18 protein-coding genes are annotated in these 24,182 nt (G+C 70.6%); 9 read left to right on the plus strand and 9 right to left on the minus strand.

The features are described from left to right. Positions 1-18: 18 nt before the first annotated feature. The 7 genes from Q9R13_RS14650 to Q9R13_RS14680 all read right to left on the minus strand — a co-directional run bounded on the left by Q9R13_RS14650 (position 19) and on the right by Q9R13_RS14680 (position 6,264). On the minus strand, positions 19-1,137 hold the full coding sequence (locus Q9R13_RS14650) for a S1C family serine protease (RefSeq protein ID WP_310961909.1): 1,119 nt from the start codon (positions 1,135-1,137) through the stop codon (positions 19-21). A gap of 294 nt (positions 1,138-1,431) precedes the next feature. Next, on the minus strand, positions 1,432-2,811 hold the full coding sequence (locus Q9R13_RS14655) for a HAMP domain-containing sensor histidine kinase (protein ID WP_310961910.1): 1,380 nt from the start codon (positions 2,809-2,811) through the stop codon (positions 1,432-1,434). 10 nt (positions 2,812-2,821) lie between these two features. Continuing rightward, complete coding sequence (locus tag Q9R13_RS14660; protein WP_310961911.1) at positions 2,822-3,532, minus strand: response regulator transcription factor; 711 nt, start codon at positions 3,530-3,532, stop codon at positions 2,822-2,824. 112 nt (positions 3,533-3,644) lie between these two features. Next, positions 3,645-4,514, minus strand: a complete 870-nt coding sequence (locus tag Q9R13_RS14665) for a fructosamine kinase family protein (RefSeq protein ID WP_310961912.1) — start codon at positions 4,512-4,514, stop codon at positions 3,645-3,647. Positions 4,515-4,573: 59 nt separating this feature from the next. After that, positions 4,574-5,134 carry a low molecular weight protein-tyrosine-phosphatase gene (locus tag Q9R13_RS14670; protein ID WP_310961913.1) on the minus strand — a complete coding sequence of 187 codons (561 nt, stop codon included), beginning with the start codon at positions 5,132-5,134 and terminating at the stop codon, positions 4,574-4,576. Next, positions 5,134-5,508 carry a phage holin family protein gene (locus tag Q9R13_RS14675; protein ID WP_310961914.1) on the minus strand — a complete coding sequence of 125 codons (375 nt, stop codon included), beginning with the start codon at positions 5,506-5,508 and terminating at the stop codon, positions 5,134-5,136. Before Q9R13_RS14675 ends, Q9R13_RS14670 begins: the two co-directional genes overlap by 1 nt. Before the next feature lie 39 nt (positions 5,509-5,547). After that, positions 5,548-6,264 (minus strand): GntR family transcriptional regulator, encoded by a 717-nt coding sequence (locus Q9R13_RS14680; RefSeq protein ID WP_310961915.1) that lies wholly within the window; start codon positions 6,262-6,264, stop codon positions 5,548-5,550. A 130-nt stretch (positions 6,265-6,394) separates the two neighbouring features. Here Q9R13_RS14680 and Q9R13_RS14685 point away from each other — a divergent pair, with 130 nt between their 5' ends. From Q9R13_RS14685 to Q9R13_RS14695, 3 genes are read left to right on the plus strand one after another with little or no spacing between them, the layout of a single operon-like run. Continuing rightward, a complete protein-coding gene (locus Q9R13_RS14685) occupies positions 6,395-7,297 on the plus strand; it encodes a dimethylarginine dimethylaminohydrolase family protein (RefSeq protein WP_310961916.1) in 903 nt (300 codons plus the stop codon). A gap of 44 nt (positions 7,298-7,341) precedes the next feature. Next, positions 7,342-8,418 carry a histidinol-phosphate transaminase gene (gene hisC, locus Q9R13_RS14690; RefSeq protein WP_310961917.1) on the plus strand — a complete coding sequence of 359 codons (1,077 nt, stop codon included), beginning with the start codon at positions 7,342-7,344 and terminating at the stop codon, positions 8,416-8,418. Between the two features lies 1 nt (position 8,419). Then, on the plus strand, positions 8,420-9,241 hold the full coding sequence (locus Q9R13_RS14695) for a DUF72 domain-containing protein (protein ID WP_310961918.1): 822 nt from the start codon (positions 8,420-8,422) through the stop codon (positions 9,239-9,241). On the opposite strand, the gene Q9R13_RS14700 is transcribed toward Q9R13_RS14695, so the two are convergent. Continuing rightward, positions 9,234-10,178 carry an EamA family transporter gene (locus Q9R13_RS14700; protein WP_310965100.1) on the minus strand — a complete coding sequence of 315 codons (945 nt, stop codon included), beginning with the start codon at positions 10,176-10,178 and terminating at the stop codon, positions 9,234-9,236. The two genes, Q9R13_RS14695 and Q9R13_RS14700, sit on opposite strands and share 8 nt — an antisense overlap. A gap of 174 nt (positions 10,179-10,352) precedes the next feature. Between Q9R13_RS14700 and Q9R13_RS14705 the strand changes: the two genes are divergently transcribed. The 5 genes from Q9R13_RS14705 (at position 10,353) to Q9R13_RS14725 (ending at position 15,513) form a co-directional block, all read left to right on the plus strand. Continuing rightward, positions 10,353-10,664, plus strand: a complete 312-nt coding sequence (locus Q9R13_RS14705) for a hypothetical protein (RefSeq protein WP_310961919.1) — start codon at positions 10,353-10,355, stop codon at positions 10,662-10,664. Between the two features lie 66 nt (positions 10,665-10,730). Beyond that, positions 10,731-11,657: a glutathione S-transferase family protein gene (locus Q9R13_RS14710; protein ID WP_310961920.1), complete on the plus strand. Its 927-nt coding sequence runs from the start codon at positions 10,731-10,733 to the stop codon at positions 11,655-11,657. A gap of 159 nt (positions 11,658-11,816) precedes the next feature. After that, entirely contained in the window at positions 11,817-12,989 is a 1,173-nt protein-coding gene (gene pdhA, locus Q9R13_RS14715; protein ID WP_310961921.1) for a pyruvate dehydrogenase (acetyl-transferring) E1 component subunit alpha, read from the plus strand. Further along, positions 12,986-13,993 (plus strand): alpha-ketoacid dehydrogenase subunit beta, encoded by a 1,008-nt coding sequence (locus Q9R13_RS14720; protein ID WP_310961922.1) that lies wholly within the window; start codon positions 12,986-12,988, stop codon positions 13,991-13,993. Before pdhA ends, Q9R13_RS14720 begins: the two co-directional genes overlap by 4 nt. Positions 13,994-13,998: 5 nt before the next feature. Further along, positions 13,999-15,513: a dihydrolipoamide acetyltransferase family protein gene (locus Q9R13_RS14725; protein WP_310961923.1), complete on the plus strand. Its 1,515-nt coding sequence runs from the start codon at positions 13,999-14,001 to the stop codon at positions 15,511-15,513. Here the strand turns inward: Q9R13_RS14725 and Q9R13_RS14730 are convergent. After that, positions 15,479-17,305, minus strand: coding sequence for an O-antigen ligase family protein (locus tag Q9R13_RS14730; protein ID WP_310961924.1), 1,827 nt, complete (start codon positions 17,303-17,305; stop codon positions 15,479-15,481). The two genes, Q9R13_RS14725 and Q9R13_RS14730, sit on opposite strands and share 35 nt — an antisense overlap. A 194-nt stretch (positions 17,306-17,499) precedes the next feature. On the opposite strand from Q9R13_RS14730, the gene Q9R13_RS14735 reads away from it, so the two are divergent. Further along, complete coding sequence (locus tag Q9R13_RS14735) at positions 17,500-24,114, plus strand: carboxypeptidase regulatory-like domain-containing protein (protein WP_310961925.1); 6,615 nt, start codon at positions 17,500-17,502, stop codon at positions 24,112-24,114. The last annotated feature ends 68 nt before the right edge of the window (positions 24,115-24,182 follow it).

Genomic DNA, 24,182 nt, shown 5'->3' on the forward strand with positions numbered 1-24,182 from the left:
CTGCAGTGAGCGGTGCGGTCAGCTGGACTTGGTCGCCTGGTCGCTGCCCAGGGTGACCGAGACCGTCCTCGAGCTGCCGCCGCGGATGTAGGTGATCTTGACGTTGTCGCCGGGGCGGTGGCCGCGGATCGTGGCGACCAGCGAGTCGGCCCCGTCGATCATCGTGTTGTCGACCTTGGTGATCACATCGCCGGCCTTCAGCCCGACCCCGGAGGCCGCCCCGTTCGGGTCGACGGTGTGGATCTTCGCGCCCTGCTGGAGTGCTCGCCCGGTGAGGTCGGAGACGCTCACGCCGAGTCGGGCATGGGTCGGGGTCTGGTGGTTCATGATCTGGTTGACGATCGGCAGCACCTCGTCGATCGGGATCGCGAATCCGAGGCCGATCGAGCCGCCCTCACCGGACGCGGAGGTGCCCGACGTACGGATCGCGGAGTCGATCCCGACGACCCGGCCGGCCATGTCGACCAGCGGCCCGCCGGAGTTGCCCGGGTTGATCGCGGCGTCGGTCTGGATGGCGGGGTACGTCGTGCTCTGGTCGGAGCCGGGTGACTGCGGTGCCCCGAAGGGGCTGAACGGGTTCGTCTGCTGCTGGGGGTCGCTGGTCTGCACCGAGACGGGGCGGTTGAGCGCGCTGACGATCCCGGACGTGACGGTCGAGTTCAGCCCGAAGGGCGAGCCGACTGCGACGACCGGCTGGCCGACCTTGAGGTTGCCCGAGTGGCCGATGGTCGCCGGTGTCAGGTCGGAGACGTTCTCAGCCTTGATCACCGCGATGTCGGTGACCGGGTCGGTGCCGACCACCTTGGCCCGGTGGGTGCTGCCGTCGTTGAAGTTGACGGTGATCGAGCCGTTGTTGCCGGCGACCGCGACGACATGGTTGTTGGTCAAGATCGTGCCGTCCGGCTTCAGGATGATCCCCGAACCGGAGCCGGCCTCGTTCTGCCCGGTGACGTTGATCTTCACCACCGACGGCAGCACCTTGGCGGCCACCTGCTCGACACTGCCCGCCTTCGCGGTGTCGTCAGTCGCGCTGACCACATTGCCCGAGGCGGGGGACGACGCGCTGACAGAGCTGTTGTCATCGCCCTGCCACGCGTCGTACCACGCAGCGCCACCGACCCCGGCCGCTCCTCCCACCAGGAGGGCACCTACCAGTAACCCCGCCGTCACGACCCCGCGTCGCGCGGGTGCGGTCGCGCGTTCGGGTGCCGGCTGTTGAAAGGGCGGCAAGGGCCTGGTGTGCTCGGCCGGGGTCGGCGCTGTGGACGACCAGTCCTGCGAGTCCGACGGCTGGGGTGAGGGGACACTGTCACCGGTCGGTCGTTCGGGCTGGTCGTTCATGTCCTCCACCTTGCCCAGCGAGCCTGAGAGAGACCTTGGAGTCCGCTACGACCCTGCCAAGGACATAGGCCGAAGCAGATTCGGGACCGTTCATTCCTCGTCGAGCGGCGCCGACTGGCCCGGGACCCAGAACCAGAACCCCGCGCCGCCGTCCGGTCCTGTCCCCGCGCGGACCACGCCACCGTGTCGCTCGGCCACGGTCCGGACGATGGCCAGGCCCAGCCCGGAGCCGGGCATGCTGCGCGCCGAGGACGAGCGGTAGAACCGGTCGAACACCCGGGGCAGGTCCGGGCCCGGGATGCCCGGGCCGCCATCCGCCACCATCAGGGTGCCCTCGTCGAGGTGCACGCGCACGGTGCCGCCCTCGGGGCTCCACTTCGCCGCATTGTCGAGGAGGTTGGTGATCGCCCGCTCGAGGCTGGCCGCGTCGCCGGTCAGCCACCACGGCTCGGTGCGGACGTCGAAGGTGAGCGAGGTCGCCCGACGGCGTACCCGGGCGACTGCCTGGTTCACGATCGAGGCGAGCTCGACGGTCTCCAAGGACGGGGCCCCGGGCTCGTCGCGGGCGAGCTCGGTCAGGTCCCCGATCAGATTGGTCATCTCGCCGATCTGGGCGCGGACGTCGTCCAGCAGCTCGCGGCGCTGACCGGCCGGCAGGGTGCCCTCGGACTGCACGAGCAGATCCAGATTGGTGCGCAGGCTGGTGAGCGGGGTGCGCAGCTCGTGCCCGGCATCGGCGACCAGCTCCCGCTGCCGGGTGCGTGAGGTGGACAGCGCGACCAGCATCCGGTTGAACGCGGTGGACAGCCGGGCGATCTCGTCGCTTCCCTCCACCGGGATCGGATCGAGTCGCTCGGTGCGGGCGATGTCCTCGACCACGGAGGTCAGCCGGCGGACCGGTCGCAGGCCGTTGCGCGCGACGGTCCAGCCCGCCATACCGGCCACGATCACACCCGCGAGGCCGAACAGCAGCAGCACCAGCCCCAGCCGGTCGAGCATCCGGTCGGTGGGCTCCAGGGACTGGGCGAGCACCAATGCCTGGTCGTGGCCGGAGGGCACCGCGACCACGCGCCAGTGCTTGCCCTGGGCCCACACGGTGCGGGTCGACGACCGGCTGTGTCCCAGGGCGACCGCCACCTCCGGAGGGCCGATCCCGATCGGCTCCGCGGTGTCCAGGCTCCGGACCGGACGTGCCGACCCCGGGTTGAGGAACTGGATCTTGACGTCCGCGGCGCCGAGCATCCACGACGGCACCTGGGCGGAGAGCCCCTCCAGCGCCTGGCCCTGCACCGCCGCGGTCGCCCGCTCGAGCAGCGAGTCGTCGAGGGTCGACAGGGTCTGAGTGCGCACGGTGAAGTACGCCGCGAGCGCCACCACGGTGACCGCCAGCCCGACGGCCATCGTGGTCAGCGCGATCACCCGGCTGGCCAGCGAGCGCCGGTAGTGCAAGCCGGCCCAGTACGACGCCATCGCCTCGCCCTCAGGCGCTGTCGCGGAGCACGTAGCCGACCCCGCGCACGGTGTGCAGCAGCCGGGGCTCGCCGTCGGCCTCGGTCTTGCGGCGCAGGTAGCCGACGTACACCTCGAGGCTGTTGGCGGTGGTGGGGAAGTCGAAGCCCCAGACCTCCTCGAGGATGAAGGAGCGCTCGAGCACCCGGCGCGGGCGGCGCAGGAACAGTTCGAGCAGGTTGAACTCGGTGCGGGTCAGCTCGATGAGCCGGGTGCCCCGTCGTACCTCGCGGGTGGCCAGGTCCATGCTGAGGTCGGCGTACTCGAGGCGCTCGTCGGCCGAGTCGTCATCGCTCGGCGCGGTCCGGCGGAGCAGCGCGCGCAGCCGCGCCAACAGCTCGTCGAGCGCGAACGGTTTGGCCAGGTAGTCGTCGGCGCCGGCGTCGAGGCCCTCGACGCGATCGCCCACGGCGTCGCGTGCGGTGAGCACGAGGATCGGCACGCTGTTGCCCACCGACCGCAGCGCGCGCGTCGTCTCGATGCCGTCGAGCCGGGGCATCATCACGTCCATGATGATGGCGTCGGGCTTGAGTTGCCCGATGCCCGCCAGCGCCTCGGCGCCGTCCGTGGCGAGCTCGACGGAGTAGCCGTTGAACTCCAGCGACCTGCGCAGGGAGTCGCGTACGGCGCGGTCGTCCTCGACGATCAGCACCCTGGGCTTGGGCTCGGCGGTGGTACTCATTGGTGCCAAGCCTGCCATCTCGTGCTGAGACGTCGCTGAGCGTTCGTCACTCTTCGGTCTGCTTCTGGTCCGGTCTGCTTCTGGTCCGGCTCGTCCGTGCCGACCGCGTTGCTCAGCCCAGCAGTCGTCGGGCGGCGTCGCCGGCGAGGGTGCCGTAGTTGCCGCCGAACAGGCAGGCATGCACCAGAAGGGGGAAGAGCTGGTGAAGCGGCTGGCGCTCCTCCCAGCCCTCGGCCAGCGGGTGCACCTCCTGATAGGCGGCGAGCACGCGGGGCAGATGGGGGATGCCGAACATCGCGAGCATGGCGAGGTCGGTCTCCCGGTGCCCGCCGTACGCGGCCGGGTCGATCAGCACCGGCCCGGCCTCCGCGCTCCACAGCACGTTGCCCGACCAGAGATCGCCGTGCAGTCGTGCCGGCGGCTCCTCGGGACCGGCCAGTTCGGTGATCCGCCGCACGACGGACTCGACCGCCGTCAGGTCGTCCGGTCGGAGGTGGCCGCGGTCCGCCGCCAGCTTGAGGTAGGGCAGCACCCGTCGGGTCGCGTAGAACTCCGGCCAACCCGCCCCGGTCTTGTGCCCGTTCTTCATCGGCAGCGTGCCGATGAAGCCGTCGGCCTCGGCACCGAGCTGCTCGGCCCCGCTGGCGTGCAGCCGGGCCAGCCCGCGACCGAGCTCCGCCGCCTGCTCGGCGCTGGGCCGGCTCGGCTCGACCCAGCGCAGCAGGATGCAGTCCTCCTCGACGGCTACCACCTCGGCGATCGCGGTCGCGGCAGGTTCGGCCAGCCAGCGCAGCCCGCGCGCCTCCGCGGCGAAGAACCCGGCCGGTGCGTGGGGCCGGGTCTTCATCAGCACCGACGATCCGTCGCTCAGCCGGAGTCGGGTCGCGGTGCAGATGTCGCCGCCGGCGACCGGAGTGGTGGCGACGACCGCCATGCCGAGCACCTGCTCGGCCCGGTCGGCGATCGTTCGCATCCGCGCCATGCACCATGCCTACCGGCTGCGGCCGCCCTTGGCCAGACCTCGAGCGGGGCCTCGGGGGGTCAGCCGGCGCTCGACGGTCGCAGGAGGGCGTCGAGCTCCGCCACGAGAACCCGGCAGGTGCGCTCGACCATGGCCAGCACCAGGTCGAAGCCGTCCGGTCCGCCGTACCAGGGATCGGGGACCTCGGCGTCCGGCCCGCCTTCGGGATCGAAGCTGCGGAACATCCGGACCCGGTCCCGGTCCGCCGGCGGGGTCAGCGCGAGCACGTCAGACAGGTTCTGCGCGTCCATCGCCAGCAGCAGATCGCGGTCGAGCCAGTCCGTCCCGAACTGCCGGGCCCGGTGGGCGCTCGGGTCCAGACCCGCGGCGGTCAGGACTGCTGCGGCGCGGGGGTCCATCGGCTCTCCGACGTGCCAGTCGCCCGTACCGGCGCTGGTCACCTCGACGAGGGGTCCTCCTGAGCCTGTCGAAGGGCGCTGTCCTGAGCCTGTCGAAGGGTCGGCGAGCCCGGCGTCGGCGATCCGCTTTGCCAGTACGACGGCGGCGATGGGGGAGCGGCAGATGTTGCCCAGGCAGACCGTGGCGATCCGGTACGGCGTTGCCCGGGGCGGCGGCAGCATCAGTCGCGATCGGGGAGGACGGCCTCGATGACCATGCCCGCGAGCGAGATCACGATCGAGCCCCACACCGCGACCCAGAAGCCGTCCACGTGGAACCCGAGGTCGAGGGTGTGCGCGATCCGGCTGGTCAGCAGCAGGAGCAGCGCGTTGATCACGACGAGGAACAGCCCGAGGGTGAGGATGATGAACGGGAACGACAAGAACTTCAGCACCGGCTTCACCAGGGAGTTGATCGCGCCGAAGATGGCGCCGGTGAGGACCAGCTGGATGATCCGGTCGGCGCGGGTGTCGGCGGTCAGGGTGATCCCCTCGAACAGCCAGATCGCCACCAACAGCGCGAGCGCATTGGCGGTCAGCCAGAGCAGCAGCTTCATGGGCCGAACCCTATAGACCGGCACGCACGAGGCGGGTCGCTATTCCGGGCCGTCGTTCTGGCTGTCGTCCTGGCCCAGCGTCTCCAGCATCGAGCGTTGCGCGCCGGCGAGGTGATCGGTGAGCTCCGCCAGCGTCGCGTCGGTGTCCTCGGCCTCGAGCAGCTCCACCAGCCGGGTGTGGCTGGTCACCTGCTCCGCGGCGTTGCGACGGATCCGGTCCACGTTGGCCAGCGCGAGCCGGATCTCGGCGTAGAGGGAGTCGGCGGTGGCGAGCAGCCGCTCGGACCCGGTGAGCGCGACGATGCCGCGGTGGATGGCCAGGTGGGCCGCGGTCAGCTCGGCGAGGGTGGGCTCGCTGCGGTCCCGCGAGGTGCCCGGCTGCGCCGCGGCCAACCGTGCGAACTCCGCGAGCGCGGCGCGCACCGCGTCGCGGGCCTCGGCTGGGGCGTCGACCCAACTGCGCACCCCGGCGGACTCGAGGACCAGCCGGGCGCGGCAGACGTCGACGATCGCGGCACGGTCGAGCTCGCGGACGACGGTCCCCTTGTGCGGGACCCGGTCGGCCAGGCCCTCGGCGACCAGCGCGCCGAGCGCCTCGCGGACCGTGGACCGGGCGACGTTGAGCGACTCCGCGAGGGCGACCTCCCGCAGCGGGGTGCCCGGGTCGAGCTCGCCGGCGAACAGCGCGCGTCGCAGCTCGTCGGTGACCCGGTCCATCGTCGTGGCCGGTTCGATGCTGAGCGTCTCGAAGGTCATCAGCACTGATTGTCCGACAACCAGTTGCATCCGGCGACTCCGCCGCCGCATACTGACATTGTCCGACAATCGGGCAATCGGACGATGTCTGCGGTCAATCGATCCGCGGCAGCTCTCGAAGGAGGCGACGATGAGTGACCTGACTCCGCGGGACAGCAGCCTGGCCTGGGGCCGGCGCTACCTGATGGTGCCCCCTGCGCACTTCCGCGTCGACTATGCGATCAACCCCTTCATGCACCTCGAGGACCAGCCCGAGCCAGGTCGCACCTGGCGCCAGTTCGAGGCGATCCGGGACGCGATCGAGTCCGCTGGCGGCACGGTGGAGACCCTCGACCAACGGGCGGACGCGCCGGACATGGTCTACGCGATGAACCTCGGCCTCTTCCTGGACAGCGACTCGGGCCCGGGGGTGGTGCTCAGCCACATGCGCTATGACGAGCGACGGATGGAGACGGTCGAGGTGGAGTCCTGGGCGCAGCGCCATGGTCGGGCCCGCTGGCGGACCGGGCGGGACGGCGTCGGCGCCCACTTCGAGGCCGGCGACGCCTTTCCGTGGCGCGGTGACCTGCTCGTCGGGTTCGGGCCGCGCACCGAGGAGCTCGCGCTCAAGCACCTGGCGACCGATCTCGGTGTCACGGTCCGCGGCTTCCGGATCACCCACCCGGGCATGTACCACATGGACCTGTCGTTCCTGCCCCTCGACGATCAGCATGCGATGGTCTGCCCGGCGGCGTACGACGACGCCTCGGCCGCGGCGCTGCTGGACCGGGTCCCGGAGCCGCTGGTGCTCACCGAGGACGAGGCGATGACGTTCTGCGCGAATGCGGTCGTGGTTGGCCGGACGGTCGTGATGCCGGCCTGTCCGGCGCGGGTCCGGACCCAGTTGGAGGAGTGGGGCTTCGAGATCGTCGTCGTCGACACCGGTGAGTACCTCAAGGGCGGTGGCTCGGTGCGCTGTCTGACCAACCCCCTGGACATCCGTCTCGGCCGCGACCTGGTCACTGCCGACGCGGGTCGGGTCCTGCTGCCCTGAGCCGGTGAGGCTGGCTCGGGACCACGACGTGGCAGGGTGGGCCTATGACCGATGAGGGACCCCAGCCGCGCTCGGTGATCACCGCACTGCCGGCGTACGTCCCGGGCCGGCCGCCCACCCCGCGGCCCGGCCTGACGACGTACAAGCTCAGCTCGAATGAGAACCCGCACCCGCCGTTGCCTGCTGTGGTGCGGGCCGCGGCCGACGCGGCGGCGGCGATGAACCGCTACCCGGACATGGGCTGCACCGCGCTCTACGCCGCCCTCTCCCGCAGACTCGGCGTCCCGGCGGAGCACCTCGCCGCGGGGACGGGGTCGGTGGCGGTGCTCTACCACCTGCTGCAGGCGTTCTGCGACCCCGGCGACGAGGTCGTCTACGCGTGGCGCTCGTTCGAGGCCTATCCCATCGCGGTGTCGGTGACCGGTGCGATGTCGGTCCAGGTGCCGGTCACCGCGGACGGCCGCCACGACCTGCCCGCGATGGCCGCGGCGATCACCGACCGGACCCGCGCCGTGATCGTCTGCACGCCGAACAACCCGACCGGCCCGGCAGCGACCCACACCGAGCTGGTCGCCTTCCTCGAGCAGGTCCCGCCGCACGTGCTCGTGGTTGTCGATGAGGCCTACCTGGAGTTCGTCCGGATGGCCGACCGTGTCGACGGCCTCGACCTGCAGCGTCAGCACGCCAACGTCGTCGTGATGCGCACGTTCGCCAAGGCCTACGGGCTGGCCGGCCTCAGGGTCGGGTACGTCGTGGCCACCGAGCCGGTGGCCGCCGCCGTCCGTGCGTGCGCGCTGCCGTTCGGAGTGTCCTCGGTCGCCCAGGCGACCGCGATCGCCAGCCTGGAGCACGAGGACGAGCTGATGGCGCGGGTGGCGGGCATCGTCGCCGAACGGGACCGGGTGGTCGCGGGGCTACGCGAACAGGGCTGGGACCTTCCCGATGCCCAGGGCAACTTCGTCTGGTTCGGTCTCGCGCACCGTACGGCCGACTTCACCGCCGCCGCGGAGGAGGCCGGGATCATGGTCCGCCCGTTCGCCGGCGAGGGTGTCCGGGTCTCGATCGGGGAGCCGTCCGCCAACGACGTGCTGCTGAAGGTCGCGGCGGCGTTCCGGGGCTGAGGTGGCCGAGGTCCGGATCGGGATCTCCGGCTGGCGGTACGCCGGCTGGCGTGGGGACTTCTACCCGTCGGGGCTGGTGCAGCGCCAGGAGCTCGCCTACGCCGCCGAGCACCTGACCTCCATCGAGATCAACGGCTCGTTCTACTCCCTGCAGCTGCCGTCGTCGTACGCCGCCTGGCGCGCGGAGACGCCGTCGGACTTCGTCTTCGCGGTCAAGGGTGGTCGGTTCATCACCCACCTGAAGAAGCTGGTCGACGTCGAGACCCCGCTCGCGAACTTCTTCGCCTCGGGCGTGCTCGCCCTCGGGCCGAAGCTCGGCCCGGTGCTGTGGCAGCTGCCGGAGGTCCTCACCTTCGACGCGGACCGGTTGGCTGCGTTCTTCGCCCTCCTGCCGCGCAGCACCGGCGAGGCGGCGGCGCTGGCCGGGCGCCACGACCACCGCCTCGACAACCGGGCCCTGACGACGGCCGAGGACGACCGGCCACTCCGACACGCGCTGGAGTTCCGGAGCGCGACCTTCGCCACCCCGGAGGCCACCGCACTGTTGCGCGAGCACGGGATCGCGTGCGTGCTGGCCGACACCGCCGGTCGGTGGCCCAAGGTCGAGGAGGACACCGCGGACTTCCGCTACCTGCGGCTCCACGGCGACGCCGAGCTCTACACCAGCGGGTACGACGCGGCCGCGCTCGACGGGTGGGCCGCGAAGTGCCGGGCCTGGGCGGACGCCGGCCAGGACGTGTTCGTCTACTTCGACAACGACGCCAAGGGCTATGCGCCCCACGACGCGATGGCGCTGATCGAGCGGGTACGCCGGATCAGGTGATCCCCGCCTTCTCCTTGACGCCGACCCGCCGCGGTCGCTCCACCGAGATCACGATCACCACCCCGGCGACGATCACCGCCCCACCGAACAGCACCGCGTGCGTCACCGGCTCGCTGAGCACCAGCGCGCCGAGGAAGACCGCGACCACCGGGTTCACGTAGGCGTAGGTCGCCACCAGTGAGATCGGTGCGTTCGCGAGCAGCCAGACGTACGCCGTGAAGGCCACCATCGAGCCGAACACCACCAGGTAGGCCCAGGCCAGCCAGGTCCGACCGGTGTAGCTGCTCAGGTCCATGCGCTCCCCGCCCGCGAACCCGAGCACCAGCAGCACCAGCCCGCCGGTCCACATCTCGTGGACGGTCATCACGAAGGCGTCCCGCGGCAGCGCCAGCCTCGGCTGGATCCACGACCCGAAGCCCCAGCAGGCGCTGGCGAACAGCACGATCAGGCTCGAGCCGAGCGGGATGTGTCCGGTCGACTGGTCGTTGCCGGCCAGCACCAGCCAGAGCACCCCGAGGAAGCCCAGGCCCACGCCGACGAGGGTCCAGCGCTGCGGGTGGTCGCCGCCCAGCCGCCGATAGATGGTGATCATCAGCGGGGTCAGTGCCACCAGCAGCGCCGCCACGCCTGAGGGGGTGCCGCGGCTCTCGCCGAGCGCGACCACCCCGTTGCCGAGCACGGGGAGCATCAGCCCGACCAGCGCGCAGCCGGCCAGCTCCCGTCGACTCACCCGGAGCCGGCGTACCCCACCTCGCAGCGCCAGCAGGCCACCCAGCAGCAGCCCGGCGGTGGCGTACCGGAACCCCATCCCCAACAGCGGCGGCGCCTGCTCGACCGTCACCCGGATGGCCAGGTAGGTCGAGCCCCAGACGACGTACACGACCAGCAGCGCGGCAGCGACGAGGGCCGGCGCGGCAGCCGGTCGGGGAGGGGTCATGTGCACCCCCGCAGTGTGCTCCGTGCCGCGGCCTGCGGCCCACTGATTTGCCCACCAGGGCGGACCGATCGCGCGCTCGTGGGCTGCGCGAGGCGGCGCCCTGATCCAGTCCTCCGGCGCCCAAGTTCGACAACAGGCGCGCGTATTCGAATGTATGTACGACATGCATGCGCCATGCGCGCCGCCCCAGATCCCGGACTCCTTCGGGTGGGCGCTGCGCTCACGGAGCTGGCCGAGGCGATCGACGAGCTGGTGGTGACTGGAGTAGAGACCGCTGATGGTGCGGACGTGGCCGACGGCGTCGCGCAGCTGACCAGGGCGGGTGCGCAGCTCGCCGAGATGCGGCTGCGGTTGATGCACCTGGTCGACGGCTCGCTCTGCAGCTGGCACCACCACCGGGCGCACGATCCCACCTATGCGCTGCAACACGTGCCCGACGGCGGGCTCCGCTTCAGCCGGCGACGATCCGTGCGGCCGGCGGCATGACGGCAGGTGACCCTTCGACACGGGGATCGGTCGAACCGGCGACCAGCGGTCCCCCATGCTGGAGGCATGAGTCCGAGCTATGTGGAGCAGGACAGCGCGTTCGACCGCGACATGAACTACATCCCCGACCGGATCACCCGGGACTCGACGCAGTGGCCGGTGCAGCCCGGCCGGTACCGGCTGGTCGCGGCCCGCGCGTGTCCGTGGGCGAACCGCGCGATCATCGTCCGGGACCTGCTCGGGCTGCAAGACGTGCTCTCGATGGGCCTGTGCGGTCCCACCCACGACGTCCGGTCCTGGACCTTCGACCTCGACCCCGGCGGCGTCGACCCGGTCCTCGGCTACGAGCGGCTGCAGCAGGCGTACTTCGCCCGCTTCCCCGACTACCCGCGCGGAATCACCGTGCCGGCGATGGTCGACGTGCCCTCGAAGGCGGTGGTCACCAACGACTTCGCGCAGATCACCCAGGATCTGTTCTTCGAGTGGCGGGACTTCCACCGGCCGGATGCCCCCGACCTGTGGCCCGACGACTGCCGCGAGGAGATGGAGCAGGTGATGCAGCGGGTGTTCACCGAGGTGAACAACGGCGTCTACCGCTGTGGCTTCGCCGGCTCCCAGGAGGCGTACGACGAGGCCTACCAGCGACTGTTCACCGCGCTGGACTGGCTCGAGGAGCGGCTCGCCGACCGGCGGTACCTGATGGGCGGGTCGATCACCGAGGCCGACGTACGCCTGTTCACCACGCTCGCCCGCTTCGACGCCGTGTACCACGGGCACTTCAAGTGCAACCGCAACAAGCTCAGCGAGATGCCGGTGCTCGGGGCCTACGCGCGCGACGTCTACCAGACCCCCGGCTTCGGGGACACCATCGACTTCGCCCAGATCAAGCGGCACTACTACGTCGTGCACACCGACGTGAACCCCAGCGGCATCGTCCCGCGCGGTCCCCTGGAGGACTGGTGGCGCACTCCGCACGGCCGTGACCGCCTCTGATCCGCCCTCGAGGACCGGGCGATTGGTGTGGCTGGGGCGCTCTCGGCTACCGTGAGGACAGCTGTGGTGGCCGTCACAATCGGCCCGATCGCAAACCGTGCACGCTTGGCTCGGAACGACGGCGACCCCGTCGCCCGACCCGGACGACAGGAGAAGTCCATGCCCGACTTCGGCCCCGACCTCGCTGAGGTCTTCGGCCCCGCGCAGGCCGACCGTGGCCCCGAGCTGATCCAGTTGCTCACCCCGGAGGGGGAGCGGGTCCACCATCGGGAGTTCGACCTCGACTTCACCGCCGAGCAGATCCGTGGCTTCTACCACGACATGGTGATGACCCGGCGGATCGACGTCGAGGCCACCGCCCTGCAGCGTCACGGCGAACTCGGCATCTGGGCCCAGCTGCTCGGCCAGGAGGCCGCCCAGATCGGCGCCGGGCGGGCACTGCGGCCGCAGGACTACGTCTTCCCGACCTACCGGGAGCACGGCGTCGCCTACTGCAAGGGCATCGATCCGCTGAAGCTGCTCGGTCTGTTCCGCGGCGTCGACCACGGGTCGTGGGACCCGCACGACTTCAACTTCGGGCTCTACACGATCGTGATCGGCGCACAGACCCTGCACGCGACCGGCTATGCCATGGGCGTGCAGCGCGACGGCGCCGTGGGCACCGGCGACCCCGACCGCGACACCGCCGTGATCGCGCACTTCGGCGACGGCGCCTCCAGCCAGGGTGACGTCAACGAGGCGTTCATCTTCGCGGCCTCCTACAACGCGCCGGTGGTGTTCTTCTGCCAGAACAACCAGTGGGCGATCTCCGAGCCGATCGAGCGGCAGAGCCGGATCCCGCTGTACCAGCGTGCGCTCGGCTTCGGGTTCCCCGGAGTGCGGGTCGACGGCAACGACGTCCTGGCGACGTACGCCGTCACCCAGGCGGCGCTGCAGCGGGCCCGCGAGGGCAGTGGGCCGACGTTCGTGGAGGCCTACACCTACCGGATGGGCGCGCACACCACCACCGACGACCCGACTCGCTACCGGCTCTCCGCGGACGTCGAGAGTTGGAAGCTGAAGGACCCGATCGAGCGGGTGCGGGTCTACCTGACCCGCAACGGGATGGCCGACGCGGACTTCTTCGATGCCGTCCAGGCCGAGGCCGATGACCTCGGCGAGCACCTCCGCGAGGGCTGCAAGGCGCTGCCGGACCCGGAGCCGCTGTCGATCTTCGACCACGTGTACGCCGAGATGCCACCCGAGCTGATCGAGCAGCGGGACGGCTTCGCGTCCTACCTGGAGAGCTTTACATCGACGGGGCTCAGCACCAGCGAGGGGGCACGGGCATGAGCACGCAGAGGACGTCGACCGGCTCGGTTCAGCGGATCACGCTGGCCAAGGGGCTCAACGCGGGCCTGCGCAAGGCGATGGAGGACGACCCCAAGGTCCTGCTGATGGGCGAGGACGTCGGCACCCTGGGCGGTGTCTTCCGGATCACCGACGGGCTGCAGAAGGACTTCGGCGAGGACCGGGTCATCGACTCGCCGCTGGCCGAGTCCGGCATCGTCGGCACCGCCGTCGGGCTGGCGCTGCGCGGCTACCGGCCCGTGGTGGAGATCCAGTTCGACGGCTTCGTCTACCCCGCCTACGACCAGATCGTCTGCCAGGTCGCGAAGATGCACTACCGATCCAAGGGCCGCACCCCGCTGCCGATGGTGATCCGGATCCCGTTCGGCGGCGGCATCGGGGCCGTCGAGCACCACTCGGAGTCCCCCGAGGCACAGTTCGCCCACACCCCCGGGCTCAAGGTGGTGGCCTGCTCCAACCCGGTCGACGGCTACTGGATGATCCAGCAGGCGATCGCGTGCGACGACCCGGTGATCTTCCTCGAGCCCAAGCGCCAGTACCACGCCGACAAGGCCGATCTCGACGACTCCCTGACGCCTGAGCCGCTGTTCACCTCGCGGGTGGTCCGGCGCGGCACCGACGTGACCGTGCTCGCCTACGGGCCGACCGTGAAGACCGCGATGAAGGCCGCCGAGGCCGCGTCGAGTGACGGGGTGTCCCTCGAGGTCATCGACCTGCGCACCCTCTCGCCGCTGGACATGGGACCGGTCTACGAGTCGGTGCAGTCCACCGGCCGCGCCGTGGTGGTGCACGAGGCGCACACCAACCTCGGCATGGGCGCTGAGCTCGCGTCCCGGATCACCGAGCGCTGCTTCTACTCCTTGGAGGCGCCGGTGCTGCGGGTGGGCGGCTTCGACACCCCGTACCCCGCCTCGCGGGTCGAGGAGGACTTCCTGCCCGACCTGGACCGCGTTCTCGATGCCGTCGACCGGACGATGGAGTTCTGACACCCATGGCTGACTATCTGCTCCCCGACGTCGGTGAGGGCCTGACCGAGGCCGAGATCGTGTCCTGGAAGGTCAAGGTCGGCGACGAGATCAAGGTCAACGACATCGTCGTCGAGATCGAGACCGCCAAGTCGCTGGTCGAGCTGCCGTCGCCGTACGCCGGCACCGTGCTCGCGCTGCTCGTCGAGGAGGGACAGACCGTCGAGGTCGGTACCCCGATCATCTCGGTCGGCGCCGCGGGGGAGGCGCCCACCGCGGCGCCTGCCCCCGCTCGAGGGGACCACTCGGACATCGACCTGTCCAATCCTGCGGCCAGCGGCAGCGCCGAGGGCGAGAGCCTGGTCGGCCGGATGAAGGCCGACCGCGCTGCCGTGCGGCGGACTCGACGGCATACCGCGGCGGAGGCCGCGGGCCGGCACACGGCCCGCGCAGACGTCCAGGATGTGTTCAACGCTGGTGCCCCGCACCAGCACGACAAGGTCGCCGGCATCGTCGAGGCGCTGACCGACGACGCCGTCGCCCAGGGTGGGGTGGACCTGCGCGTGGGGGAGGGGGTGCCGGCCACGGGCGAAGCGCCCACGTCGACCGGTCCGCGGACCCTGGCCAAGCCACCGGTGCGCAAGCTGGCCAAGGACCTCGGCGTCGACCTGACCACGGTGACCCCCTCCGGACCCGACGGCGTGATCAGCCGCGAGGACGTGCAGTCCGCAGCCGGCGGGGACACGCGTCAGGCCATGCCCGCGCAGTACGCCGACCTCGGCCGCCGGGGCGTGGCTGCGATGTCCGGCGCCCGCGAGACCCGTGAGCCGATCAAGGGCGTCCGCAAGATGATGGGCCAGGCGATGGTCGACTCGGCGTTCAGTGCACCGCACGTGACCGAGTGGATCACCGTCGACGTCACCCCGACGATGGAGCTCGTCGAGCGGCTGAAGGCGCGCCGCGAGCTCGGCGATCTGAAGGTGACGCCGCTGCTGGTGCTGGCCCGGGCCTGCATCCTGGCGATGCGACGCACCCCCGAGATCAACTCGTGGTGGGATGAGGCGGCCCAGGAGGTCGTCTACAAGGGATACGTGAACCTGGGCATCGCCGCCGCCACCCCGCGCGGGCTTGTCGTGCCCAACATCAAGGACGCCGACGCGATGTCGCTGGTCGAGCTGGCCGCCGCGCTCGGCGAGCTCGTCGAGACCGCGCGCGCCGGCCGCACCCAGCCCGCGGAGATGTCGGGTGGCACCTTCACGATCACCAACGTCGGGCCGTTCGGGGTCGACGGCGGCACCCCGATCATCAACCCCGGCGAGTCCGCGATCCTGTGCTTCGGCGCGACGAAGCGTCAGCCGTGGGTGGTCCCTTCGACAGGCTCAGCGCGATCGGGGGGCGCCGAGGAGCGGATCGAGATCCGCGACGTGTGCACCCTCGCGCTGTCCTTCGACCACCGTCACATCGACGGTCAACTGGGCTCGCGGTTCCTCGCCGACGTCGCCGGCATCATGGCTGACCCGGCGCGGGCGCTGCTGTTCTGAGCCGACGCAGCACCTCCTTGGCCAGTCGGTACCTCGGCGCGATCCAGCGCGCGCGCTCGAGGTCCGCTCTGGCGCCCGTGGTGTCACCGGTGCCGTACTTCGCGATCCCCCGCTGCACGAAGGCGTCCGGGCGCATCGGGTAGGCGTCGGTCAGCCGGGTGAAGATCGTGAGTGCGTCGGCCGGCCGGTTCTGGGTGAGCCGGGCGGTGCCGAGCGCGAGCAGCGAGGCATACGTCGTCGGCGTACGGCGCAGGCTCTGCCGCGCGATCGCCGCGGTCAGGTCGGCGGCGGCCCGATCGCCCCGGTTGGCCAGCGCGGCCAGGGTCTGGGCCTCGAGCATGGACACGTCGGAGTCCAGTGGTCGCAGTGCCCGGGCGGTGGCGAAGTCGTGTCGTGCCGTGGTCAGGTCGCCGCGCCCGGCCGCGACCATGCCCCGTTGCAGAGCGATCTCCGAGACGCAGCCGAGCAGCAGCGCGACCGAGGCGAGGCTCGCGACGCCGACTGCAACCGGGCGATACCAGCCGGGCTCGGTGAACGCGGTGACCGGCCTCGGCTTCCGCTCCTTGGGATCCGGCACAGGCGGCGGCGCCTCGGCCAGCAGGCAGCCGGCCAGGTACGCGGCCAGGCACGTCGAGCAGGCGATGGTGAAGTTCGCGAGCATCACCACCGCATAGCCGGTGACCGCGACGAAGAGGCCGAGGCCGAGCGCACTCTGCCGCGCCGCGTGGTAGCCGATGCGCGCCACCCAGAACGCCAGCACGCACGCCGCCAGCAGCAGTGGGATGCCGCCGGCGAGCCAGACCTGCAGCACCACGTCGTGGGGCGAGTCGGCGTAGGTGTGGATGCCGGTGAAGCGCACCCACTGGTGGGTCTCGTGCCGGCCGAACGCGTCGACGTACCTGCTCGGTCCCAGCCCCAGCAGCGGATGGTCGCCGACCATCCCGAGGGTCAGCTTCCACTGCAGCCACCGGCCGGACACGGTCGCCCCCGACAGCAGCCGGTCCCGTGACTCCGGTACGGCGAGCACGGCGACCACGAGTACGCCGATCGCGCCGAGCACCGGTCTGACCAGGCGCCGGTCGCGACCCAGCGCGATCGCGACCAGGCCGAGCACGGTCACCAGCATCGGCATCCGGCTGGCGGAGATCGCCAGCGTCCCGATCGAGGCAGCGACGGCGGTCAGCTGGGCGCGGTCCAGGGACTCCAGCGCCACCGGGGCGAGCACCAGGATCGTCAGCATCGCGACCACGCCCTGGTCGGTGGCGTTGCCGAGCACCGACCCGCTGCGGACCCCGTTGCTGGACTGCCCCAGGGGGCTGATGCCGATTGCGTCGAGCGCGGAGAACGCGAACAGCAACCATGCGGTCCAGCACAGCGCGCGCTCCAGCTCCACCCCGGCTCGGGTGCCGTGCCGGCCCACGCGGGCCCCGAGCCACGCTGCTGCGGCGTACAGGCCGAGCATGGGCAGACCCTCGTATCGCGGCCAGCGACCGACGAGAGAGGGCAGTGGTGTGCTGCCCAGCAGCGCGGCCAGGGTGAACAGCGCCGCGCCGGCGACCAGCGTCCAGGTGATCTGCCGCGGCAGCCGCCCGGTGCGAGGAGCCAGCGCGCCGAAGGCGCACGCGATCGTCAGCACCAGCAGCTTGGCGAAGACGAACCGGGAGAACCCGCCTGGGATCCACACCAGGGTGGACAGAGATGCGAGCCAGATCGCGGTCCGGGCGTGCCGGTCGACGCCGGGACGACGACCGCCGCGCATCGGGGAGTTGCGACGCGTCCGCGCGGTGACCATTCGAGGGACTCCTCGGACTCGAAAACCGACCCTGCCGCCGGCGAGATCCGGCCGCGCAGACATCTTCCGCGCAAACCTGGACGAATTGTCGGATTTCGTGAACAAGGTCGGGCCGCTGGGTCCATGCTTCCCCTCGGCCGGGTTCTCGGGTGTGGTCACCTCGATTGTCCTGATGCGCATCCAGGAGGCTCGTGATGAGTCGATCCAGTCACGTTGTCGCTCACGGTTCGTCGCGCCGCTCCCGGCGTCGGGTCCTCGGCCTCGTCGCACTTGCCGCCGCGCTGGTGCTTGCGCCGATGCAGGGCGTGGCGCAGGCGAGCACCGGCACCGGCCGCACGATCACGGTCTCGGTGAACAAGCCCAACGGACTGCCCGCCGAAGGCGCGCCGGTGACCCTGTACTACGGCGGCAACGGCATCGACTACGGCAGCACCGACAGCCAGGGGATGTTCACCTTCAACCGGCTCTCGGCCGACTCGTTCAAGGTCGGCGTGGACCAGCAGGGCTTCGAGCCCTGGTACTACAACGCCAAGACGAGCCTGGACAGCGCCGACCCGATCGACCTGACCTCGAGCACCACGGCGGACGTCACCGCGAACCTGACCCGCGGCTACTCCATCTCGGGACACGTGGGCCTGCCGGCGAGGATCACCTCCGACCAGGTCGAGGTCGTGGCCTACCAGAAGAACGACTCAGGCGACTGGAACCAGGTGAGCTGGGATGCCAGCGTGGACAGCGGCGACTACGCGGTCGGAGACTTGTCGCCGGGCGTCTACCGCGTCTGTGTCGACGGCGGTGGCAACCACGGCAGCGCTGGCACGGCCCCGATCCCGATGGTGTGCGCCGGGGCCAGCAGCTCGGTCTACGACATCGGCTCGGCCGCGGACCTCACCATCGCGCAGGGCGGCCCCAACCTGACCGGCAAGAACATCAGCGTCAACCCGCCGTCGGTCAGCGGCACCGTGACCGATTCCGGCGGCTCCCCGGTCGACGGTGCCAGCGTGTCCGCCGCGCAGGGTGGCTCCAGCGTCGCGCAGACCACCACGGCCGACGACGGCAGCTACACGATCTACGCGCCGCCTGGTGCGACCGTCCTCGACGCGCAGGCGGACGGCTACGACGACCAACAGTTCAACAACGGCACGCCGATCAGCCTGTCCGCCGGCCAGCACCTGACCGGCAAGAACATCCAGTTCTCCGACCAGCAACAGAGCTACACCATCAACGGCAAGGTGACCGGCCCCGGTGGCGTCGGGCTCGGAGACGTCGACGTCACGGCCTACGACGCCGACGGCAACTGGGCCGGCGAAGCCACCACCGGCGGCCACGGACGGTACAGCCTCGATGTGGGCGACGGTAGCTACAAGGTCGAGTTCACCCCCGAGGACTACGGTGCCAGCGCCGGCTTCCCGACGACCTGGTACGGCGGGTCCACCAAGGCCACTGCGACCCCGGTGACGATCACCGACGCCGCCTCCGTCGCGTCCGGCATCGACGTGCAGCTTCCGGGAGGCACCGTGTCCGGCACGGTGACCGACCAGTCCAGCACGCCGCTCTCCGGCATCACCGTGACGGCTTACCGCTACAACGCCGACGACGACTACTGGGAGGGCGGCGCGCACACCTCTACCGGTGCGAGTGGTGCCTACACCCTGGCTCTTCCCAAGGGCGACGTGCGGGTCGAGTTCGGCGGCCAGGGATCGACCGCGGACCGGCGGGTCGAGGCGCGGTTCTACGGCGCATCGGACGACCAGGCCGACCACGGCACCGACGTCACGGTGGCCGACGGCGGAGCCGTCGCCGGCATCGACGGCAGCCTTTCCGCGTTGACCAAGGTCACCGGCACCGTCACCGACCAGGACGGCCAGCCCCTGGAGGACGTGAACGTCGACTTCTACGACAACGGCACCGACTTCTCCGCCCGGACCAACGCAGTGGGCAAGTACGTGGCGTGGGTGGCCCCGGGCAGCTACACCGGCACGACGTATCTCGTCGACTACACCCAGGACGACCAGTCCGTGACCGTCGCGAACGCGCCGATGACCGTCGACTTCACCATGGCCGCCCACGGAGTGCTCAGCGGAACGCTCGACGGCGCCGGCGGCCAGCCGCTGGCCGGCGCACGGGTGGGCGCCTGCGGTGCGAACGACTGCGAGAGTGTGCGCACCAACGCCAGCGGGATCTACCGGATCGGCGTCGAGGCGGGCAGCTACACCCTGCGGTTCAGCGCGGACGGCTACGTCTCGCAGTACTACAAGAACGGACGCACCGAGCGACAGGCCGACCCTGTCCCGGTCCTGGCCGGTGGCCACGACAGCCTCGACACGGTGACGCTGACCCAGACCGGCTCGATCGGGGGCACCGTGAAGGCGGGCACGAACGCGATCCCCGGCGCCATCGTGCGGGTCTATGCGCCCGACCGCGCCAATCGGGACGGGTGGTCGCGGGTGGGTTCGGCCACCACCGACGCGAGCGGAGCCTACGTCGTGGCTGGCCTCGACCCCGCCGGGACCTATCGGGTGGGCGCCACCTGGCGATCGCAGCAGCAGTTCTATCCCGCCGCCCGCACCGTGATGGCGGGCGGGGACGTCACCGGCGTGCCGGCGGGCGGGACGAAGACCGTGAGCATCAGCCTGAGCACGCCGTACCAGTTGACCGGCACGGTCACCGGCGGTGCCGCCAGCGCCGCGGCTGCGAACATCACCGTCACCGTGCAGCGCAAGCACGCCGACCGGTTCGGCAAGTTCTCCTGGCAGAGCGCCGGACGCTCGACCACGACGGCGACGGGCAGCTTCGACGTCCCGGTGTCGCCGGGCGCCTACCGGCTGAAGTTCAGCGACCCTGCCGGGCACCTGCTGACCACGTGGTACACCGGCGGCACGTGGAGCAGCCACCAGCAGGATGCGGCTGAGATCAACGCGACCAGCGCGGGCCAGTCGGGTCTCGACGCCGAGATGCCGGCGAGTGACACCATCTCCGGCACGGTCACGCTCGGTGGTGCGTCAGCCGACGGGGGCGTGGTCTATGCGCTGACGTCCGATGGTGCCGGCGGGTGGAGATATGTGCGGCACGCGGTCATCGACGCGAGCGGCAGCTACACCCTCGTCGGCCTGCAGGCCGGGACCTACCGGGTCGAGTTCGAGGTGGACGGCGCCGCGCCGGCGTACTGGAAGAGCAGCGGCACGGCGGGCACCCCGGATGGTGCGGACGACATCACCTTCACCTCGCTCAACCAGAAGCGAACGGGTATCAGCGCCGACCTCAGCACCGCGCCGACGTACGCCCTCTCCGGCAAGGTCACCCAGACCGACGGCACCACGGGCATCGGCGACATCGACGTGGAGATCACCCGGCAGCAGCCCGACAACACCTGGGAGTACTTCACCGACACCTACACCAACAACGACGGCACCTTCTCCCTCGACGTCCCCACGGGTGTCTACCGGGTGGCGGCCGTCAGCAACGGCGTGTACGCCGGGGCCTACTACGTCAAGGACGGCTCGGGCGACACCGCAACCCCGGTGACCGTGAACACGGCGCCCGTCAGTCTGGCCAACGCGATCAAGCTCAGCCCGATCCCGAGCAGCACAGTCTCCGGCACGGTCACCAAGACCGGTGGCGGGGCAGTCAGCGGCGCGAGCGTGATGCTCTGCCCGTCCTACAGCGACGAGCCCGGTGACTACGACTGCTTCGACGGCGCTGCCTCGACGACGACCGACGGCAGCGGGCACTACACGTTGACGGTGCAGGACGGCAGCTACCAGCTGCTGGTGACCGCGGACGGATACGTGCAGTTCGACCAGGCCGTTCAGGTGAGCGGTGACCAGACGGTCAACGTCCCGCTGAAGCAGGCGGGCTCGGTGTCCGGCACAGTGGCTGGCCCGTCCGGCGCGGTCGACGGCGGCTTCGAAGTGGACGTCTACACCCAGCAGACCGCGGGCAGCTACAGCTACTGGGACATTGCCGGCTACGACTACGTCACCTCGGGAGACAGTTACAGCGTCACCGGTCTCCCCCCCGGGACGTATCACGTCTGCATCACCGCCCCGACGGGGCTGGCCAACGAGTGCTACAAGGAGCAGCTCAACGACGACCCCCAGTCAGCGACCGACGTCAGCGTCACGGCCGGACAGCCGACCACCATCGACTTCGGACTCCAGGCGCTGCACCACCTGACCGGCACCGTGCGCGACAGCGTGGCGAGCACCGGGCTCGGGGACGTGGAGGTGGACGCGTACGCCCAGGTCGGGGGTCAGTGGACCTACTTCGGCGGTGCCGGCACCGAGGCGGACGGCAGCTACGACCTCGCCCTGCCCGGCGGCTCCTATGTGCTGGCGCTCACCGACGAGGGGGGGGACTACCCGTACAGCGTCTATGCGACGCCGACGTTGGCAACCGACCTCGACCACGGCACGCCCGTCTCGGTGAACGCCGACAAGACGCTCGACATCAGCCTGGTCAAGGGCGCTGCGATCGCCGGCACGGTGAAGTGGCCGGACGCGTCGGACAAGTACGGCTGGTCCACCACGGTCTCCGCGGTCGACACCCACAGTGGCAAGGTCGTGCAGACCCAGTACGTCGACAGCAGCGATCCCTACTACGCGCTGATGGGGCTCGAGCACGGCACCTATCGCCTCGACTTCGCCCGCTCCTCGACCCAGCGGCTCAGTGGGCCGGCGATGACGGTGCCCGAGGCGCAGTTCAGCGGCGGCGTCAACGAGGGCGCCGGCCCGGGCGGCGCGAAGACCTTCACGCTCACCTCCGGCGGCGCGCCGACCGTGGCGAACACCAGCGCCACGTTGCACAACGGACTCGTGCTGACCGGCACCATCTCCGACCCGCAGAACCATCCGCTGGCGGGGTGCTACGTGACGGCGTACACCACCGACGGGCACCTGGTCAGCCGCGGCTCGGACGACAGCGACGCCAGCGGCGGCTACGTCATCTCCGGTTTGACCAACGGCGCCTACGACCTGCAGATCTCCGGTGACGACGGCGGCGACTGCAACCAGGGCACTCGCTTCCTGACCGGCAGCAACGGCGCCACCTCGACGAGCGACGCGTCCCTGGCGACGGTGGCGATCAGCCGGAACAGCACCAATACCCAGAACATCACCTACGGTGACCCGAAGTTCGCCGCCGGCACGGTGACGATCAGCGGTGCATCGGCGGGCGGTCCGGTCGTGGGCACTGTGCTGACCGCGAACAAGGGGACCTGGACGCCGACGCCGACGTCGTTCACCTTCCAGTGGTTCGCCGACGGCGAGCCGATCGTCGGGGCCACGGAGAGCACCTTCACGCCGACGGCGGCACAGGTCGGCTCGAAGCTCTCGGTGACCGTCACCGGGCACGGTGCCGGGCATTCCGACACCGACAGCTCCAGTGCGCAGACCGCACCGGTGGTGCTGCCGAAGGTCGTCAACAACGCGGCACCGACGATCAGCGGCTCTCCCGTCCCGGGCGACACGCTGACCGCGTCGACCGGCACCTGGACCCCGTCCACCGGCCTGAGCTTCCACTACGCCTGGATGAGCGACGGTAAGCCCGCGGTCGGCGCAGCTGACTCGCCGACCTACCCGGTGCAGCCGGGCTCCGTCGGTGACGTGATCACGGTGACCGTGACCGCCCACAAGGACGGCTACCGGGATGGCACGGCGACCTCGGCCGGGACGACGGTGCACAACGCGGCGGTGACGGTCACGGGCACGCCGACGATCGGCGGCGGAGCAGCGACGGTCGGGCAGAAGGCCACGGGCGACGACAGCGGGGTCACCACGACCCCGACGGACGCGACCCGAACCTATGTCTGGAAGGTGGACGGAAGCCAGGTCGGGACCGGGAAGAGCTACACCCCGGCAGCCGGTGACGCCGGTCACCTGCTCACCTTCGAAGTGGTCGCCAACAAGGCGTCCTATGCAACAGGGACCGCCGACTCCACAGCGGTGACCATCGCCAAGGGCACGCTCGGCCACTCCGGATCGACTGCCATCACCGGCACCGTCAAGGTCGGCTCGTCACTGAGCGCTCCGAAGCTGACGTGGACGCCCTCCGACGTGTCGCTGGCCTACCAGTGGTACCGCGGGGCGACCGCGATCGCGGATGCCACCGGTGCGACGTACGACGTGAGCATCGACGACGTCGGCCAGCGGCTGAAGGTCGTGACCACCGCGACCGATCCGGGCTACCACGACGCCACCGTCACGTCGGGTCAGACGGGCGTGGTGCCGAAGGTCGCGGTGTCGAACACGGCCGCGCCGACGATCACCGGCACCGCCAAGGTCGCATCCACGCTGACAGCGCACGGTGGCACCTGGTCACCGGCCGACGTGACACTCGCCTACCAGTGGCTACGCAACGGAGCCGCGATCGCGCACGCAACCTCGCCGACCTACCACCCGGTGGCAGCCGACCGCGGCAAGGCGCTGTCGGTGAGGGTCACCGGGACTCCGACCGACACGCACTACGCGGCCGGCAGGGCCACCAGCGCGGCGACGCACAAGGTGGCTGCGGGGACGATCACCGGTGGCACGCCGACCATCAGCGGCAAGGCCAAGGCGGGCAAGAAGCTCACCGCACGCCCCGGCACCACCAAGCCCAGTGGCGTGATCGTGACCTACCAGTGGTTGCGCAACGGCAAGTCGATCAAGGGCGCTACGGCCTCGAAATACACCCTGACCAAGAAGGACCAGGGCACGAAGGTCAGCGTGCGGGTGACCCGGACCAAGGCGGGCTACACCACGCTGAAGAAGACCTCGAAGGCCACCAAGATCGCCAAGCCCAAGCCGAAGAAGCACAAGAAGAAGCACTGAGCGCAGCGGCGTTCTGCCGGCGGACGGGACGCGGCGGACCTGACTTTTCCCAGGTTAGGAACCCATGC

It is taken from the genome of Nocardioides marmorisolisilvae (assembly GCF_031656915.1).
Lineage (GTDB): Bacteria > Actinomycetota > Actinomycetes > Propionibacteriales > Nocardioidaceae > Marmoricola > Marmoricola terrisoli.